Source organism: Micromonospora sp. RP3T, assembly GCF_003027925.1.
In the GTDB taxonomy this organism is placed as follows: domain Bacteria; phylum Actinomycetota; class Actinomycetes; order Mycobacteriales; family Micromonosporaceae; genus Micromonospora.
In genome coordinates, this window is the sequence record NZ_PYPS01000018.1 from 85676 (window position 1) to 102080 (window position 16405).

General features: G+C 75.7%; 13 protein-coding genes. 5 read left to right on the forward strand and 8 right to left on the reverse strand.

Annotated features, from left to right (window positions below):
- Window positions 1-4 precede the first annotated feature (4 nt).
- The gene (locus C8054_RS16405; protein WP_158273859.1) at window positions 5-601 is read right to left on the reverse strand and encodes a sigma-70 family RNA polymerase sigma factor; all 597 of its coding nucleotides are present in this window, start codon (window positions 599-601) and stop codon (window positions 5-7) included.
- A gap of 160 nt (window positions 602-761) precedes the next feature.
- Between C8054_RS16405 and C8054_RS16410 the strand changes: the two genes are divergently transcribed.
- Both C8054_RS16410 and C8054_RS16415 read left to right on the forward strand, forming a co-directional pair.
- Entirely contained in the window at window positions 762-1823 is a 1062-nt protein-coding gene (locus tag C8054_RS16410) for a hypothetical protein (protein WP_107157664.1), read from the forward strand.
- Between the two features lie 16 nt (window positions 1824-1839).
- Window positions 1840-4059: a hypothetical protein gene (locus C8054_RS16415; RefSeq protein ID WP_107157665.1), complete on the forward strand. Its 2220-nt coding sequence runs from the start codon at window positions 1840-1842 to the stop codon at window positions 4057-4059.
- Between the two features lie 54 nt (window positions 4060-4113).
- Here C8054_RS16415 and C8054_RS16420 read toward each other — a convergent pair whose 3' ends face one another.
- The 3 genes from C8054_RS16420 to C8054_RS32055 form a co-directional block, all read right to left on the reverse strand.
- Window positions 4114-5103 carry an RICIN domain-containing protein gene (locus C8054_RS16420; protein WP_107157666.1) on the reverse strand — a complete coding sequence of 330 codons (990 nt, stop codon included), beginning with the start codon at window positions 5101-5103 and terminating at the stop codon, window positions 4114-4116.
- Window positions 5104-5204: 101 nt separating this feature from the next.
- Entirely contained in the window at window positions 5205-5579 is a 375-nt protein-coding gene (locus C8054_RS16425; RefSeq protein WP_158273860.1) for a WhiB family transcriptional regulator, read from the reverse strand.
- A gap of 165 nt (window positions 5580-5744) precedes the next feature.
- A complete protein-coding gene (locus C8054_RS32055) occupies window positions 5745-6629 on the reverse strand; it encodes an RICIN domain-containing protein (protein ID WP_158273861.1) in 885 nt (294 codons plus the stop codon).
- Window positions 6630-6753: 124 nt separating this feature from the next.
- Between C8054_RS32055 and C8054_RS16435 the strand changes: the two genes are divergently transcribed.
- A complete protein-coding gene (locus C8054_RS16435; protein WP_158273862.1) occupies window positions 6754-9594 on the forward strand; it encodes a LuxR family transcriptional regulator in 2841 nt (946 codons plus the stop codon).
- Here C8054_RS16435 and C8054_RS16440 read toward each other — a convergent pair.
- Both C8054_RS16440 and C8054_RS16445 read right to left on the reverse strand, forming a co-directional pair.
- Window positions 9557-12211: a LuxR C-terminal-related transcriptional regulator gene (locus C8054_RS16440; protein WP_107157670.1), complete on the reverse strand. Its 2655-nt coding sequence runs from the start codon at window positions 12209-12211 to the stop codon at window positions 9557-9559. The genes C8054_RS16435 and C8054_RS16440 overlap by 38 nt on opposite strands.
- A complete protein-coding gene (locus C8054_RS16445) occupies window positions 12208-12921 on the reverse strand; it encodes a zf-HC2 domain-containing protein (protein ID WP_107157671.1) in 714 nt (237 codons plus the stop codon). The genes C8054_RS16440 and C8054_RS16445 overlap by 4 nt, the downstream gene beginning before the upstream one ends.
- Before the next feature lie 183 nt (window positions 12922-13104).
- On the opposite strand from C8054_RS16445, the gene C8054_RS16450 reads away from it, so the two are divergent.
- Window positions 13105-13434: a winged helix-turn-helix domain-containing protein gene (locus C8054_RS16450; RefSeq protein WP_158273863.1), complete on the forward strand. Its 330-nt coding sequence runs from the start codon at window positions 13105-13107 to the stop codon at window positions 13432-13434.
- Window positions 13435-13600: 166 nt separating this feature from the next.
- Window positions 13601-14272 (forward strand): response regulator transcription factor, encoded by a 672-nt coding sequence (locus C8054_RS16455; protein WP_107157673.1) that lies wholly within the window; start codon window positions 13601-13603, stop codon window positions 14270-14272.
- 21 nt (window positions 14273-14293) lie between these two features.
- Here C8054_RS16455 and C8054_RS16460 read toward each other — a convergent pair whose 3' ends face one another.
- Together C8054_RS16460 and C8054_RS16465 are read right to left on the reverse strand one after the other, a co-directional pair.
- Window positions 14294-14818: a hypothetical protein gene (locus C8054_RS16460; RefSeq protein ID WP_107157674.1), complete on the reverse strand. Its 525-nt coding sequence runs from the start codon at window positions 14816-14818 to the stop codon at window positions 14294-14296.
- Between the two features lie 82 nt (window positions 14819-14900).
- Entirely contained in the window at window positions 14901-16340 is a 1440-nt protein-coding gene (locus tag C8054_RS16465; RefSeq protein WP_107157675.1) for a chitosanase, read from the reverse strand.
- Between the last annotated feature and the right edge of the window lie 65 nt (window positions 16341-16405).

Consider the following 16405-nt stretch of genomic DNA (forward strand, 5'->3'; position numbering starts at 1 on the left):
CTCCCTACTGGTTCAGATACGTGCGCAACGCCTGCTTGGCGTAGTGGGCCCGCGACTTGACCGTCCCGACCGGGACGCCGAGCCGCGCCGCGACCTCGCTCGGGGTGCGGCCGTGGAAGTAGAGCTCGATCAGCACACCGCGCTGGTCCGGCCGCAACCGCAGCAGCGCCTCGCGGACCGCTCGCGCCGACACCACGTCGGCGATGGTGTCCTCGGACACCGACAGCTTGGTGAGATCGTCCATCACCACCTCGGACGGCCGGGACCGGCGCGACCTCAGCATGTCCACGACCAGGCGTCGGGCCACCGTGTACAGCCACGGCCGGAACGTGTCGATGTCGGTGTCACCGTGGCGGGACAGGTGACGCCAGGCGCGGACGAACGTCTCCTGCAACAGATCCTCGGCCAGTTTGCGGTCGCCCAGGGTGAGTTTGACCAGATAGTTCAGCAACTGCTTGCTGTGCAGCTCGTGCAGCCGGGTGAGCTGGGCGTCGGCCCGGCTCGTGGGGGTGGCCGCCGCCTCCGCCGGCGTGGCCTGCCGCGCCTCGCCCGACCGGCCCCGGGGCGGGTTCCAGGCGGGATGATCGGCCATCGCGGTCATCGGACCCTCCATTGTCGTCACTGTCATGACGCTCCCGTGATCCGGCCGGCGAGACATCGTTGAGCCCAGTGATTTCTTGCACGCGTGTGAACGTTTCGAACCGGTCCGACGAAGTAGCGGTGACGGACCACTGCCCGACCGTTTCCGAAGGAGGCGTCCTGTGACGGTCGCCGCGTACCACCACCTGCTCCTCCGGGTCGCCGGCTGGGTGCCCGACGCGTTGGTCAGCGTCGCCCGCGACAGCCTCGTCCGGGGGGTGACCGGCGACGTCGCCGCGATGGTCGGATACGCGGCCACGATCGGACGGTTCCCCCTCGTCGACCGGGACGCCGAGCGGATCGGGGCCGCCCTCGGCGAGGTTCCGCCCGGGCTGCGCGCCGGTGACCGGCCCGTCCTCCCGCCGGTCGTGTTCACCCGTACCCCGCCGATTGGTCCGCTCTCCGACGGCGAGCCGGTCCCGTCGGCCGGCGCGGCGGACCCGGCACCGACGGACGGCGTGGCCGACGACCTCGACCGGATCGACCGGGCCTGCGTCGACGCGGTCGAGCTGGAGTCGGAGGGGACGGCGAGCGCGGTGTGGCGGGTCTGGCGGTCGCCGGACCGGCCGACGGCGTGGCCGCCACCGAGACGGGTGTACCTCGTCCGGGCCGCCGCCGACGGGGAACTGCTCGCCCTGGTCGCGGCCCGCCTGCAGGAGGTCCTGGAGCACGCGGGTGAGACGGACCCGCAGGTCGAGCTCTTCGCCGAGCCGGACGACCTGCCGCCGTACCAGCGGGCCGCCCTCGCCGTCGCGGCGCTGATCTGGGCCGCCGACGGCACCGGGGCGGTCGCTGCCGCGCGGGTCCGGCCCCGGGTGGCGCGACTGCTCGATCCGGGCGTACAGCCGGGCGTCGCGTCCGGCCGGGAGGATCTCGACGCCGCCGAGCGGGACCGGATTCTGGCCTTCCTGACCGGAGGCGTACCGGTCCTGGCCAGCACAGCCCTGATGGACGACGTCGTCGGCGGCGGGCCGGCCGTGGTGCCCATGACCTGCCGGTCCGACGGCGCGTGGGTGTGGTCGGACGGCGTGGCCTACTACCTGCGCACCCACGGATTGGCACCGGAGGAGGACTTCCTGCGGCACATCCGCTCGGCCGACTACCGGGCGGGGGCACCGGACACCATCGCCGCCCAGCTCGCGGTGCGGGCGCTGGCCGACGCGGGAGCGGCAGGTCCGTGGTGAGGACCGGGGACGGCCGGTGAGTGCCGCGATCGCCGTCGAGGCGCTCGGCGCCGCGCTGCTGCTGCGGGGCGGAACCGGGCCGGTGGGCGCGTTACGGGCGGTGACCACCGCCCTCCAGCGGGTCCACCCGGAGACGGTGCTGGTGACCGCGCCGGCGGTGACCGGTCGGGACGGGCTCTTCACGCTCGTCGCCGACGCCCTGGCGGGCGCACCGCCGTCCGAGAACCGCCTGCGGCTCGTCCTGCTCGGTCGGGGGCCGGACGCGGCGGCCCGCCGCGACGGCGCCCGTCTGGTCGCCCGCCGGCTCGGCCGACCGGTCACGGTCTCGCTCGGCCCGGTCACGGTCGCGCGGGACGGTAGCTGCGTCTCGGTGGCCGAGCCCGCCGGCCGCCGCCCGGATCTCCCCGACACCGGGGCCGGGTGGCACGCCGTCGGCGGCGCCGGGCCGGCCGAGGATCGCGACGAACCGCCCTGGTCACCCGCGCCGCCGTGGTCGACGCTGCCCGCGCCGCGACGGTGGGCCGGGCCGGGCCTGGTGGCCCGCCCGGTGCCCGCCGGGCTGTGGCTGCTCCCGCCGGACGTCGGACCGGGCGGGACGGTCGGCGGCCTGCCCCGGGAGCCGGACGCCGCCACCATCTTCGTCGGCGGGTGCGGCGCGCCGGTGCCCGTGGCGGAACTGTGCCGGGCGGTGGCCGCACTGCGGCCCGATCCGGCGTCCCGGCTGGTGCTGCTGCCCGGCGCGCTGCCGGCCGGCACACCGCCGGAGCGGCTGCGTCACCTCCCGGTGCGGCTGCGCTCGGCGGTGCCCGCACTGACCCGGACCGGCCGGCGGCTGGTGCCGGTCACCTTCGACGGCACGGTGGTCGCGGCCGTCGGGGAGTTCCCGTCGGCGGACGGCCCCGACCCGGCCGGCGGCGGGCCGCCGGGCGCCGCCGACCCGGGGCAATCCGCCGGCGTCGCCGGTCCGCCACCGCACTGTGGTTCCCGGCCCCCACCCGGCCCGGACCCGGCCGGCCCGGCACCGCGCACCGGTCCCTACACCACCGGCCGCCGGCCGGTCACCGGCCATGCCACCGCCGCGGGATGGTCGTTCCTGGACGGTGCCGACGACCTCGGCCTCACGTCCGCCGCCGCCGGGACGGTGGTCGAGGTCGCCACCGACCGTGGTGGCTTCGTCGTCGGTGACCGGGTGATCGACGCGACCGACTTCGCCGACCTGCTCACCGCGGTCCTGGGACCCGGCGTGGGACCGCTGGTCCTGACCGGGCCGGACGGTGGCCGCCCCGCCTCGCTCGCCGCCGACCTGGCCGCCGCCCGGGACGCCACGGTTCTCACCTCGGCCGGCCCGGTGGCGCTCACCGCGACCGGGGTGCTGCTGGCCTCGGCCGGGTTCCGCGCCCACCGGCCCGCTGCGCCGTCGCGCCCGGTCGGCTCGGTCCTGCCGACCTCCGGTGCCGGGCTGGACGACCTGGCCGCCCGGTCGACGCCGTACCCGCCACCCGCGTCCGGGCCCGCCGCCGCCGACGCGGAGGACACGCTTGTGGACCCGGCCTCCGGACTGCTCGCCGCGCTGGGCCCGGCCTTTCCCCGCTACGCCGCCGAACTGGCCGACGCGCACCGCAGGGTCGCGGCGGCGCCGGGCGAGGAACCGCGCCCGGAACTGGTGGCGTTGCGGGCCTACGGCACGCACGACCGGACCGACGTCAACGCCTACCTGCGGGCAGCGCCGGCACCCGGATCGGAGCCGGTGGACGGCGACCGGGCGGCACGCGCGGCGGCCGTCGCGGATGGCGTGGTGGCGGCGCTGCCGCTGCTGCCGGTGGTGTTCGGTCCGGTCTTCGCCGCCACCGGTGTGCCGGCGGTCGGCACGCCCGGCCAGCACCTCACCGAACCCGGGTTCGTCGACGCGCGACTGGTCCCGGGCGGCCACCCTGCCGCGTCGGTCGAGTACGTCATCTGGTCGATGACCGCCCGTCGCCTGGACGGCGTCTTCGTCGCCGGGGCGCCGGTCGCGGTGTTCCCCCCGGGCAGCCGCTTCGAGGTGCTCGCCGTCGACCCGGTCGGCGAGCGGCTCCGGGTGTACCTCGCGGATCTCGGCGCCGGGCGGCCGGCCGATCCGGACGAGTTGCTCGCCCGACTGCGTCGGGAGGTGCCCGACGCGCCGGACGGCGACGCCCCGCTGATCGCGCCGATCGGCTTCGCCGACGCCGGCCGACCGTTCGTCGGGCTCGGGTGACGCCCGGGCGTCCGGCCGGCCGGCGCGCGTCGGTGCGGCGGCCCCGCGCGGCGGTCAGGAGACCGGGGCGAGCAGCCAGGTCTGGTTGGCGTTGGGGGCGGCCGGGTCGGCGTTCCACTGCTGGACCGCGACCCCGTCGGCGGTGCCACCGTCGCGGACGTCGAGCAGGAATCCGCTCGTCATGTTGCGGATCGAGTACCGTCCGGAGCCGACGCTCCGGAAGCACCAGGACTGGTTGGCGCTCGCCTGGTACCACGTCCACTGCTGCATCTGCGTTCCGTTGGTCGAGGTGCCGTCGGTGTTGTCGAGCGACTTGCCGGACCGGACGTTGATCAGCTGGTAGCAGCCGGATGGGCCCGCCACCATACGCCAGTGCTGCGCCGAGCCGGCCGCGTCGCCGCTCTGCGTGATGCGCGCCCCGTCGGCGCCCGAGCCCTGGCTGACCCCGGCGGACTTGCCGGTCGCGAGGCTGACCAGGCGCACGGTGATCCCGGCCCGCGGTGCGACGGGGCCGGGGCGCGTGACCCGCCGGACCGCCGACGGCTGCGGAGAACGGGGCGCGGTCGGGCGTTGCGCCGCCGGGGACCGCGACGTGGCGGGCGAGGGTGGGCCCGCGATCGGCGCGGGATCGCTCGCCGCCGGCGCTGACGTCGGCTCCGGAGGACTCGGGGATTCGGTGGGTTCCGTGGGCAGTTCGGTGAAGCCCGGCTCGGGCACCGCCGAGGGCTCCGGCATCCCGGTGCCGGACGGCGGCGACGTGGTGGGCCGAGACCCGTCCCCGCCGGCGGTCACCCAGATCGCCGCCGCGAGCAGGAGCACGCCGGCCGCGACGACGACCTTGACCGGCGCCGCCGGCCGGCGCGGCCGGTCCGGCGCGGCGGTGGCGTCCGGGTCGGCCGGTCCGTCGGTGCTCCCGTCGGTCTCCGCCGCCTCGGGCTCGGCGACGGTCCACACCAGACGCGGTTCGTCCTGTTCGGCGTCACCGCCGGCGCGCTCCCAGTCCTGCGCCTGGTCCCACTCGTCCTCATGAGGATCTCGGTTCACGGTCGTGTCTTCCCCCTCCGCCGTGTCGATCCGGCGGGGCGGTCAGTTCCGCCCGTCCGAAACGACGATCCCCGGCACTACGTACCGCCGGCCGTCCGGGTTCACCACAGGTGCGGGCGGCGGCCCACGCGGGGCGGGGCGGCGGCCCGCCGGCTGCGGGCGATCGCCGCGCACCGCTGACCGCAGTACCGTCCCGCACCCGTGCGGCCACAGGTGACCGGGGAACGCCTGCACTGCGCGCAGAGCAGGGGTACCGCCTCGGTCCGCCGCCGGGTCCGACAGAGCAGCATGCCGCCGCGGATGATCCCGTTGTCGCCGTTGGCCAGCCCGTCGGCCAGGCATGCCTTGCGCACCGGGCAGCCCAGGCAGATGCGCACCGCCAGGCTCCGGTCCGGGCAGTTGTCGGTCCACCAGTTGGCGTCCGAGCCGGCACAGGCGGCCTGCCGCCACCAGCCGGACGCCGTCTCCTCGCTCACGTCCCACCTCCTTGCGGATGAGGAAGGTTGTGCCGGGGTCCACCCGGCACAACTCCCGTTCGTCCGCCATCGCAGCCCACCGGCGGTACGACGGCGGAGACTCACCGTTTCTCTACGAACAGGCGGGCCCCCGGTTCACCCGGCACCCGCACGAAGTGCCGCCCGTCAGACCGCCGGGAGCAGCTGCCAGGTCTGGTGCGCGTTCGGCGCGGTGGGGTCGGCGCCCCACTGCTGGATCGTCACCCCGTCACCGGCGCCGCCGTCGCGCAGGTCCAGCAGCGCTCCGCTGGCGGCGCTGCGGATCGAGTACCAGCCGCCGCCGACGGAGTGGAAGCACCAGGTCTGGTTGATGTTGCCCGGGCCGAGGGTCCACTGCTGCATCGGCGTGCCGTCGGCGTGACTGCCGTCGGTGAGGTCCAGCGCCTTGCCGGAGGACCCGTTGGCCAACTGGTAGCAGCCCGACCCGGCCGACACCAGGCGCCACCGCGTGGCCGCGCCGGCCGTGGCCCGTTGCACGACCGAGGCCCCGTCGGAGGTTGATCCTCCCCGTACCCCGACCGGGAGGCCGCTGGCCCGGCTCATCACCTGGACCACCAGACCGTCGGCGGGCGCGACCGCCGACGGTCCGGCGGTCGCGGTGGCCCGTGGCGGGGCGGGCCCGGCACTGACCGTCACCGGCGGGGTGGTCGAGGCCGGCCGTGGCGCCGCCCGTCCGGCCGGACCCCTGGCCGGCGGGCTGGTCGGGGCCCGCCGCGCCGTCGGCGTCGGGTTCACCGTCGCGTCGCCCCACCCCTCGGGCGGCGCCGGCTCGACCGGCGCCTCGGTGCCGGTCGGGGACGGCTCGGCCTCGGACGTCGGCGCCCGGTCGGACAGTCCGGCCACGGTGGTCCAGCCGGCCGCGGCGAGCGAGGTGGCCACCGCGACGGCGCCCAACCGGACGAGTCCGGTCCGCCGGCGGCCGGACCGCCGGTGCGACCGGATCGGGCCGCGTCGCGTGAACAACGCGTCGTCGGACGCCCAGCCGTCGTCCTCGTTCGCGGACCGCTTCACGCTCCCACGCCTCCTCCGGATCGACGATTCCCCATCCACAACGTCCAGCGAGGGCCGGTCGTTCGATCGGTACGGCGAACAGTCGGCCACTTGTGTGGTGACCGGTCGTGGTTATGGTGAGACGGTGCGGTTCGCCGATCGCGTCACCGTGGGCCGGAGCGCCGAGTTGGTCCACATCGACGCCGCCCTCGACGACGTCGTCGCGGGGCGGGGCGGTGTCCTCCGCATCGAGGGTGGCCCCGGCCTGGGCAAGTCACACCTGGTGGGTGAGCTCGATCGGCGGGCGGCCGCGCGTGGCTGCCGGGTGCACATCGGGCACGCCGATCAGCTCATGCAGGTCTTCCCGCTCTGTGTGGCGGCCTACGCGCTGGACGTGTCCACCTGGTCCGACGACCCGGTCCGCGCGCAGATCGCCCGCCTGCTCACCGGTGAGGCGGCCGGGGAGCTGCCGTACGCCGACCCGGTGCTGGCGGCGTCCGAGCGGATGGTGGAGCTGGTCGAGAAGCTCTGCGCGGACCAGGCGCGGGTCCTGGTGCTGGAGGACCTGCACTGGGCGGACGAGGCGAGCGTGGCGTTCGCCGAGCGGCTCGGCCGGGAGGTCGACCAGCTTCCCCTGCTGCTCGTGCTGACCTCCCGGCCCGACCGGGACGAGCCGGGCGGCGTCCGCGACACGCTGGGCCGGGCCGCGACCGTCACGCTGACGCTGTCCGCGCTGAGCGCGGACGACGTGTCGGCGTTCGCCGGGGCCCACCTGACCGGACCGCCCGGGCCACGGCTGTCGGCCCTGCTCGACACGGCTTCCGGCAGCCCGTTCTACCTGCGGGAGATTCTCTGCACGCTGGGTGAGGACGAGCTGACCATGCTCGCCGACGGCTCCGTCGAGCTGTGCGTGGCGGAGCTGGTGCCCCGGACCCTGGCCGGGGCGGTGGGGCGCCGCCTGGGCGTGCTGAGCCCGGACTGCCTGCAGACCATGCGGTTGGCCGCGTTCCTGGGAAACGACTTCACCCGGCAGGATCTGCGGCTGGCGCTGGCGCGGGACGCGACGGACGCGCTGGCCGCCGCCTCGGCCGCCGGCGTGGTCGAGTTGTCCGCCGACCGGGTCCGGTTCCGGCACGAGTTGCTGCGGCAGGTCCTGCTCACCCAGACGCCGTCCGCGTTGCACGCCGGGCTGCACGGGCACATCGCCCGGGCGCTCGCCGACGGGGGCCGGGCGGACCGGGAGGTCGCCGGGCACCTCACCGCGGCGGCCGACCCGCTTCCCGGCTGGGCCCTGGGCTGGCTCGCCGAACGGCCCGAGTCGGCGCTCTACGCGGCCCCGGCCGCGTACGCCCGGCTGCTGCGCCGCGCCGTGGACGCCGTACCCGACACGGACGGCCGGCGGCGGGTCCTGGTCCGGCAGTTGATGCTCGTCTCGTTCTGGGTCGGCGACGACGAGACGGTGACCGGGCTCGGCGCGGAGGCGATCGCCTCCGCCGGTGACCCGGACCTGGCCGCCCGACTGCGGATCCAGGTGCTGCGCTCGTTGTCCCGGCTGCGCCGCTTCGACGAGGCGGTACGGGTCGTCGCCCCCTCGGTCACCGATCCGGCCGCCACGCCGCTCTGGCGGGCCCGGGCGGCCGCCTGGTCGGCGAACGCGCAGGCGTTCGCCGGCGCGCCCGACGCGGCCCGGTCGGTGGGGGAGCAGGCGCTCGCGCTCGCCACCTCGATCGGTGATCCGCTCGGTGTCGCCTACGCGCACAGCGCCCTGGCCGTGGTCGACGGCGGCGATCGGTTGATCGCCCACCTGGACGCGGGTCTCGCCGTGCTCGGCGACGACCCGGAGTCGCTGGACCAGCGGCTGCTGATGGCCGGCAACCGGGCCGCCCGGCTCGGCGCGCTCGGATCGCCGGACGCGGAGGCCGCTTTCGACGAGGTGCTCGTGGCGGCCGAGCGGGTCGGCACGTACCGGACCTCCACGGTGCACGCCCACGCCGCCGGCTTCCTCTTCGAGTGCGGCCGGTGGGACGACGCACTGATGCACATCGCGCAGATGGACGCGTCGGCGCTGCGCCACCCGGCGTTCGGCTACCTGCACGGGATGCGTGCGGTCATCGCCTACCGGCGTGGGGAGCCGGAGGAGGGCAACCGCCACCTGCGAGCCGCCGGCATCCCCGACGCCGACGAGCTGCCGGCCGCTGCCGGCCCGCACCTGGACGAGGCGCTCGCGTTGCGCGCCGAGTCGGCCGGCGGCCACCGGCAGGCGCTGCTGTTCCGGGCCCGGTATCTGGACCTGCCGGCCGGGGTCCAGCGCGACGGTCGGTGCGCCGACGCGCTCCCACTGATCCGCCTGGCCCGGGTTCTCGGCGCCGACGAGATCGCGCGCGCCGCCGGCGCCGCGGTCGACGCCGCCCGGCCGCCGAGCCGGGACGGGCAGCTCTGCGCCGTCGCCTGCCGGGCGATGCTCGACGGCGACGCGGCCGGCCTGCTCGCGGTCGCCGAGCGGTTCCTCGCCGGGGGATGGCCCCTGCTCAGCGCGTTCGTGACCGAGGAGGCGGCGGTGCTGCTGGCCGGTGCCGGCGACGTCGACGCGGCGCGTCGCCACTATCTGCGGGCGAGCGAGCAGTACGCGCGGGTCGGTGCGGACTGGGACCTCCGCCGGGCCGCGGCGCGGTTCCGTCCGTACGGCATCCGCCGCGGCACCCGGGTGTCGCCGCGGTCGGTCCGGCACGGATGGGAGTCGTTGACCGACACCGAGCTGCGGATCAGCCGGTTGGTCGCCCAGGGACTGTCCAATCCGGACATAGCCCGGGAGATGATGCTGTCCCGTAACACCGTGCAGACACACGTGTCCAACGTGCTCCGTAAGCTCGGCCGACGCTCCCGCACCGAGCTCGCCCGCGACGTGGCGCTCCACGAACCCGCCGCCGCGCCACCGACCCGCACCGGTGTCACGTCGGCCGCCCGGGGCCGGACCGTCGGCACCTGACCGGCCCCACCTCGCCACCCGGCTCGGCCTGGAATCCGGCCGCCCTGGCGACGTCCAGCCGGGACCGCACGCCGAGCTTGGCCCGGATCCGGGCCAGGTGCGTCTGTACGGTGTTCTGACTGAGATACAGCTCGTCGGCGATGTCCCGGTTGGACATCCCCCGGGCCACCAACCGGACGACCCGGAACTCGGCCGGGGTCAGCGCGGCCCAGCCGGAGGTCGGCTGGTCGGCCGGCGTCCGGCGGCGTACCCGGTAGCGGCCGAGCCGCCGGTCGGCCCGGGCGATCTCCCATACCGACCCGACCGAGGCGTAGTGCCGCACCGCCTCGCGCAGCGCCCGCCCGGCGCCGGCCCGGTCACCGGTCCGGGCCAGCGCGACCGCCAGCTCCTCCAGCCCGTACGCGTGCTGCCGCGGCGCCCCGCGCCGGCTGAGCTGTTCGACGACGCGGCTCAGGGCCGCCGGGTCGGCGTCCGGCATCGCGCGTACCAGGGCGGCGATCGCGAGTTGCACCGGTAGCGCCTCCTCGGCCGCCGCCCGCTCGCAACGGCGGACGACGTCGGCCACGTCGTCGCCGACGGCGAGGCCGAGGCGGACCACATGCTCGGCGCCGTGCAGCCGGGCGGGGCGGGCCTCCAGCGCGGCGGCCAGCGCCCGCTGCCGCGCCCGCAACGCCCCGGCCAGGTCGCCCACCTGCTCGGCGGCCATCGCGTCGAGCTCGTCCTCGCGCCCGACGGACCTCAGGGACCGGTTGGTGGTCGTGGCGTCCGGGGGCGACCGGTGCCGGGCCACCAGCGCGGCCAGCCCGGGCTCGGCATCGCCGACGAGGTCCCACCGGCCGGCCAGGTAGCCGGCGCGGGCCGCCGTCGCACGCAGCCATGCGGCGAGGCCGGGGTCGGTACGGGCCGCGAGTGGCCCGGCCTCCAGGATCGCCCCGGCCAGCGCGTCCGGTGGACCGGTCTGCACGAGCAGGTCGATCAGACATCCGTGCAGCAACCCGCGCAGCTCGGTCGACTCGCTGTCGCCGCCGAGGTCGTCGCGGACGGCGGCCAGGTTGTCCGCGACGAGCCGGCCATCGCCGGCGCGGACTCTCGCGAGCGCCAGCACGGCGGCCGTCGGCCCGTCCTGCGGCGCGCCGGCCAGGCCGCGGATCCGTTCCCGGGCGGCGGCCAGTTGACCGAGCCCGGCCAGTGCCACCGCGTGCCAGCCCGCCAGGCGGGGATCGTCGGTGTCGGCGCAGATGGCGTCGACGTCGGCGAGGCTCCCGTCGCGGACCAGGGCGCGGACGGCGAGCCGGCGCAGGTCGGCGGCGACCCCGGGGCGGGCTTCGGCGGTCGCCGCGAGCGCGAGCGCGGTGCGGGCCGCGAGCTGGCGCCGGCCCAACCAGTGGTCGAGCACGCAGCGGCGGGCGTCGACCGGTCCCAGGCCCAGCACATCGGAGAACAGCGCCGGGTCGGTGAGCAGCGTCGACTCCGGCAGCTGGGCCAGCCAGTCGCGGGCGGCCGACGTCAGCTCTCCGGATTCGCGCAGGTGCCTCGCCACCACCGCGGCCTCGGCGCCGGTGGCGAGCAACGCGAGCGCGCCGGCCCGGTGGAACGCGCGCCGGGCCGCGACCGGGAACGACCGGGCGACGGCGTCCCGCACCACGTCGTGCCGGAACGACAACCGGTCGCCGTCGTCGCCGAGCACGCCGTCCTCGACCGCGTCGGACAGCGCGGTGGTGACGGCGGGCAGCGGCAGCCCACCGGCGACGGCCAGTTCGGTGGCGTCGAACCTCGGCCCGAGCAGCGCCGCCATCCGCACGATCGGACGGTTCGGCTCGGCCACCCCCGCGCAGGCGTACCGGTCGAGCGCGGCGGCCGTGCGGTCGTCGTCGCCGTCCAGCTCGACCCGCCCGCCGGCGCGGCGCAGCAGGCCCGCCGCGTCCAGGTCGTCGAGCAGGCCGAGCACGCGCGCGGGACTGCCGCCGAGCGCCCGCAGACAGCGTCCGAGCCGGGGGCCCGGTCGGCCGCCCAGGCGTCCGGCCGCCACGGTGACGATATCGGCGTCCCCGAGCGGGCCCAGCACCAGCAGTTCACCGTCGTGCTGGGTGACCAGCTCGCGCAGCGTCGCGACCGGCTCCCGGTACGGGCTGGGCCGGCAACCGCTCACCAGGAGCAGCGGAAGCCGGGCCGCCGATCGGCTGATCCGGTTCCAGGCCAGCACGGTGGCGTGGCCGGCGCGATGCAGGTCGTCCAGGGCGAGCACGGCCGGGCCGCTCGCGCAGAGCGCGGCGACCGCGGCGTCGATCTGGTCGACGGACTCCGTGATCCCCGGCGGGTGCGTCGGCCGGTGTTCGGTGAGGCCCCACACCGCGTCCAGCGACCTCGGGTCGTCACCGGCGCCGGCCCGCACCGTACAGCCGGTCGACGTGCCCCGGCGCAGCAGCGCCGACAGCAGGGCCGTCTTGCCGAGGCCGGCCGCGCCTTCCAGCCACACCACCCCGCCGCGCCCGGCCCGTGCCCGGTTCAGGAGGGCGACGAGGGTGGCGAGTTCGGACTCGCGGCCCACGAGCGGTCGGTCCGCCCCGTCGTCCACCGGCCCGGGCGCGCGATCCGGCGTCCGTCCCGGTGCGGTCATGCGGCGGGGGCCACCAGCAGGACGTCTCCCGCTGCCTGGATCACCGCGAAGAAGCGGCACTGGTCGGGGCGCAGCCGGACGGTCCCCACAATCGTCTGCGGACCGCCGGCGGCGACGCCGTCGGCCACCACCAGGGTACGGCCGTCGGTGCTGACGGCGAGCAGCTCGTACCGCACGCCCGGGCGTAGCCCGACGGTGACCGCGCGTACCTCGGTGCCGCCGGACCTGGGCGTGACGGTGGCGGCGAGCTGGCCCTGCGTCCCCGTCGTGGTGCCGTTCGCGGCGGGTATCGGATCCGGTTCCCGGTGCTGGTAGAGCGCCCAGCCGCCGCCGAGCAGCGCCCCGACCAGCAGCGTGGCCAGATGGGCGAGCACCGGGCGGGCACGTGAGCGGCGGCGCGGTGGCGGGCGGCGGCTGTCCGAGGTGGAGCCGCCGCGGTCGGCCGGCCGGGTGGGAGCCGCGCCGGACGTGTGGTCACCGCCCGCCGGCGTCGACCGGTCCGCGTCTTCGAGTTCGGCGACGAACCCGGCCGGCAGCGCGGCCACGGCCAGCGCCACCTCGCTCGACTCGTCCGCCTCCGTGCGGCACGAGGCGCACCGCAACAGGTGCTCCTCGAAACGTTGTTCGCGCTCCGGGTCCAGCGCTCCGGTCAGGTAGAGGTCGATCTGATCGCTGACGTGCGATCCGCCCCGACCGTTGGTGGCATCCATGCTGGCGCGTCTCCTCCTGACGGGTCACCCCGCTGATCTCGCTCTGACATCGGATGGGAAGGCTCACTCGTTCGACCGACGGGCAGAATTTCACAAGGCCGAAACCCGCTCCTCGGCGCTTCATCAAATCCTCACGTCCCCCGGGCCACAATGCGGACCACGCACGGTGAGGGAGGCGCAAGCGTGTTGTCATTCGGCGACGTCCGGCTCGACGAGACCGGACGCCGGGCCTGGATCGGGAACCGGCTGTCCGCGGCACGACTCGGCTGGCGGGAGTTCCTCGTGCTCCGCGTCCTCGTCCAGGCACGCGGACTGCCCTGCACCGCCGAGCGGATCTGGCACGCCATGCCGGCCGCGATGCGACCGCCGCGGACGAACCAGATCGGCGTGATCATTCATCGGCTCCGGGCGCGGTTGGGCCGCGAGCTGATCGTCACGGGCGGTGGTGGGTGGCGGGTCGCGGACGCCGAGCGGCCCGAGCCGGTCCGGCTCAGTCCGCCGGACGCGACCTGACGTCTCCGGGCTGAGTCGACGTCCGGGCGCCGGCGGCCGGCGGAACCGGCGAGCGGACCGACCAGGGGTCGGGATGATGCCGCGCTGGATGAACCCGTGCCGTCGCCCGCCGTAGTCCTCGACACAGTTGACGGTCATCCGCTGCCCGGCGTGAGGAGCGAGACGCATGCGAATCCTGATCCTCGAAGACGGCGGCTCGGTGTCGGGCACCACCGTGCTCGCCCTACGCTCGTCGGGGCTCGCCGTCGACGTGGCGAACTGTTGGCGTCAGGCCGAGCTGCGACTGGCGGTCAACGAGTACGACTGTCTGGTGCTCGACCGGTTCCTGGCCGACGGCGACTCGGCCGACCGGCTGCACCTGCTCCGCCGGCGCGGCATGGCGGTGCCGGCGATGCTGCTCGCCACCGGGGACGACGTGCGCGACCGGCTGGCCGGCTTCGAGGCGGGCGCGGACGACTACGTCGCGAAGCAGATCGCCACCGCGGAGCTGGTCCACCGGGTACGGGCGCTGTGCCGACGGCGCGGCTCCATCCGCCCCGCCGTGCTCCGCACCGGCGACCTCGAGTTCGACGTGGCCCGGCGCCAGGTACGCCGGGACCACGTCCTGCTGAGCCTGACTCCGAAGGAGCTGGCGGTCCTGGAGCGGCTGATGATGCGCCACCCCACTGTGGTGAGTCGGACGGAGCTGATCGAGCACTGCTGGGACGAGATGGCCGACCCCACGTCGAACGTGGTCGACGTGGTCATCGCCCGGCTTCGGCGGAAGCTCGGCGCGCCGGCGGCCATCGCGACCGTCCGGGGGGCCGGCTACCGGCTGGCGTTCACCGACCGGCGGTAGACCCCTTCCGGACGGACGAGGTCACGACCGGTCCGCGGCGCGCTCGGCCAGTTCCTCGAGCACCAGGGCGCCGAGGTAGTGCAGCGAGCGCAGCAGGCTCTCGTCGCTGGTGGGGTCGATCCAGAGGATCTCCGCCGGCGGTTCGGCCACCGGACGTGGCAGGAGCCCGGCCGGGGCGTACGCGCCCTCGATCAACACCAGCGGCGTCTCGGCGGTCCAGACCGTGATCGCCGCCGGGTCGGCGGAGCCGCAGAGCGCGTGCATCTGCTCCGGAGTGTGTTCCCGAGCGTCGCTGAACGCCAGCAGCTGCGCCTGGATGACCGCCCGCAGCCGCTGCGCGATCGACCGTCGGGCGGCGGCCCGACCGGCCGCGGACCCCACGGCGTACCAGGGCGCGAGCTCGGCGACCAGGTCGGCCGGTTCGTCGGCGTAGGCCCGCCAGCGGTCGCCCGGCTCGGTCAGCTCGAAGCGGTAGAACGTGCCGTCAGGCTTGCGGATCGGGATGGGTGCGCTCCCCGGCCGTGTCCTTACCCTGATCGCTGGCATGGCTGCCTGCCCTTCCCTGCCGCCGTCGCTCGGAGCCGTTCGCCAGTCACAACGGACCGACCGGGCGCGGGGTTCGTCGCCGTCAGCCAGCCGTCACGAGACGCCAGGTCTGGTTGGCGTTCGGAGCCGCCGCGTCGGCGCCCCACTGCTGGACCGCGGTGCCGTCGGTGGTGCCGCCGTCGCGGACGTCGAGCAGGTAGTAGTTCGTCAGGTTGCGGATCGAGTACCGGTCCCGGCCGACGGAGGTGAAGCACCAGCTCTGGTTGCTGGTGCCCCAGCCGTACTCCCACTGCTGCATCTGCACCCCGTTGGTCCACGTCCCGTCCGGGTTGTCGAGCGCCATGCCCGACCTGACGTTGACCAGGTGGAAGCAGCCCGACGTCGCGGCGATGAGGCGCCACCGCTCGGCCGCCCCGGTCCCCCCACTGAGGACGATCTTCGCGCCGGCGAAGGACGCACCGTCCGCCACCCCGATCGACCTGCCGTTGGTGGCGACCACCCGGACCAGCAGCCCGTCGCGGGGCGCGGTCGCCGCGGGTGCGGCCGGGCGGCTGCTCGGCGGTCGTGACGGGCTGGTCGTGGCGGACGGTCTCCGTGATCCCATCGGCGTTGGCGACGGCACCACCGAGCGCGGGGAGGTCGTACGAGGGACGGCTGACGGCGACGGCGTGGCGGGCGGGTGGGTGGTGCTGTCGGCCACAGTCGGCATCGAGGGCGTCAGGTCGAGCACGTGCCGGCGTCCGTACGGGCTCAGCGTGAGCGGCGGCCGGAGGTCGTCGTGCCCGTCGGCCAGCAACGTCCCGAGGGCGTCCACCCGACCGACCGTGTACGGCCATGTGGCGCGGCGCTGCGCCGTCGACGGGTTGGTCAACGTCGCCCTCCGCTCCGCCAGGAACGCCGACAGCCAGTCGCGTTCGGGCACCTTCCCCGGGCGGCCGTGGGCGCGGACCTCGGTCCGGTAGATGATCGACGGCAGCGCGTCCGGATCGGCCGAGTCGCCGTGTTGCAGGAGCGTGTCGTAGATGACGGCCAGGCCGAGCGGGGTGGTCAGGCCGAGGTCGGTGGCGGTCCGCATCGCCGGCTGGTAGTAACTGTCGTCCACCACGTCGTCCTGGGCCTGTCGGAAGCGGGGATCCTTGCTGGCCAGGCGCCACGCGTCGGGCAGCCCGGCCAGCTCACCGACCGCCGGGCTCCGACGGCCGGCCAGCCGCTTCAGCACCGGCAGGTAGGTCAGCGACAGCGGGTTGGCGCCGACCCGGGCGGTGTAGGTGTCCAGGACCGCGACGATCTCACCGCCGGCCGTGGAGAAGTCGCCGGTGCCCGCCACGTAGCCGCGCCCGTCGGCCTGGTCCACCACCCGCCCGTACTGGGGAGCGTCCGCGTCGTGCATGAGGACGCTGCGGATCTTCTCGATGATCAGCCGCTGTTCCGGGGTGACCGTCAACCCGCGGTCGGGTTCGATCGCCCACACCACGAGCGACCCCACCACGATCATCACGATGATCGCCGGCCAGGCGATCATCGGGAGCCCGGGTCGAAATCGGGATCGCGCGGTCGGTCGGTCCTGCGGCACCCCGCCCCCTCACG